The following is a 401-nucleotide window of genomic DNA, read 5'->3' on the forward strand; positions in this document are numbered from 1 at the left end:
GTCTACATAATACTGCTCATGCTCGTATTGTAATGAGATGTTATTTATCATCTGATATTATAAACAAATATGGTGACCCGTACGGGATTCGAACCCGTGTTACCGCCGTGAAAGGGCGGTGTCTTAACCGCTTGACCAACGGGCCATAACATAAACTAACGAGAGCTTCCAGCCGGACTTGAACCGGCGACCCCTTCCTTACCATGGAAGTGCTCTACCGCTGAGCTATGGAAGCAAAATGGCTCCACAGGTAGGATTCGAACCTACGACCGATCGGTTAACAGCCGATTGCTCTACCACTGAGCTACTGTGGAACATCAGTAGACTTTAGTAAATAAGACTATTTGTTACTTCACAAAGCTAGTATTCAGCTTAGCGACGTCCTACTCTCGCAGGGGGAA

At 46.6% G+C, this 401-nt stretch carries 3 tRNA genes; all 3 read right to left on the reverse strand.

The window, feature by feature from the left end:
* Positions 1 to 70 precede the first annotated feature (70 nt).
* Positions 71 to 145, reverse strand: a tRNA-Glu gene (locus B494_RS0114755).
* Positions 146 to 163: 18 nt separating this feature from the next.
* Positions 164 to 235 (reverse strand) — tRNA-Thr (locus tag B494_RS0114760).
* Positions 236 to 239: 4 nt separating this feature from the next.
* Positions 240 to 314, reverse strand: a tRNA-Asn gene (locus B494_RS0114765).
* Between the last annotated feature and the right edge of the window lie 87 nt (positions 315 to 401).

This window comes from Amphibacillus jilinensis Y1 (assembly GCF_000306965.1).
GTDB classification, from domain to species: domain Bacteria; phylum Bacillota; class Bacilli; order Bacillales; family Amphibacillaceae; genus Amphibacillus_C; species Amphibacillus_C jilinensis.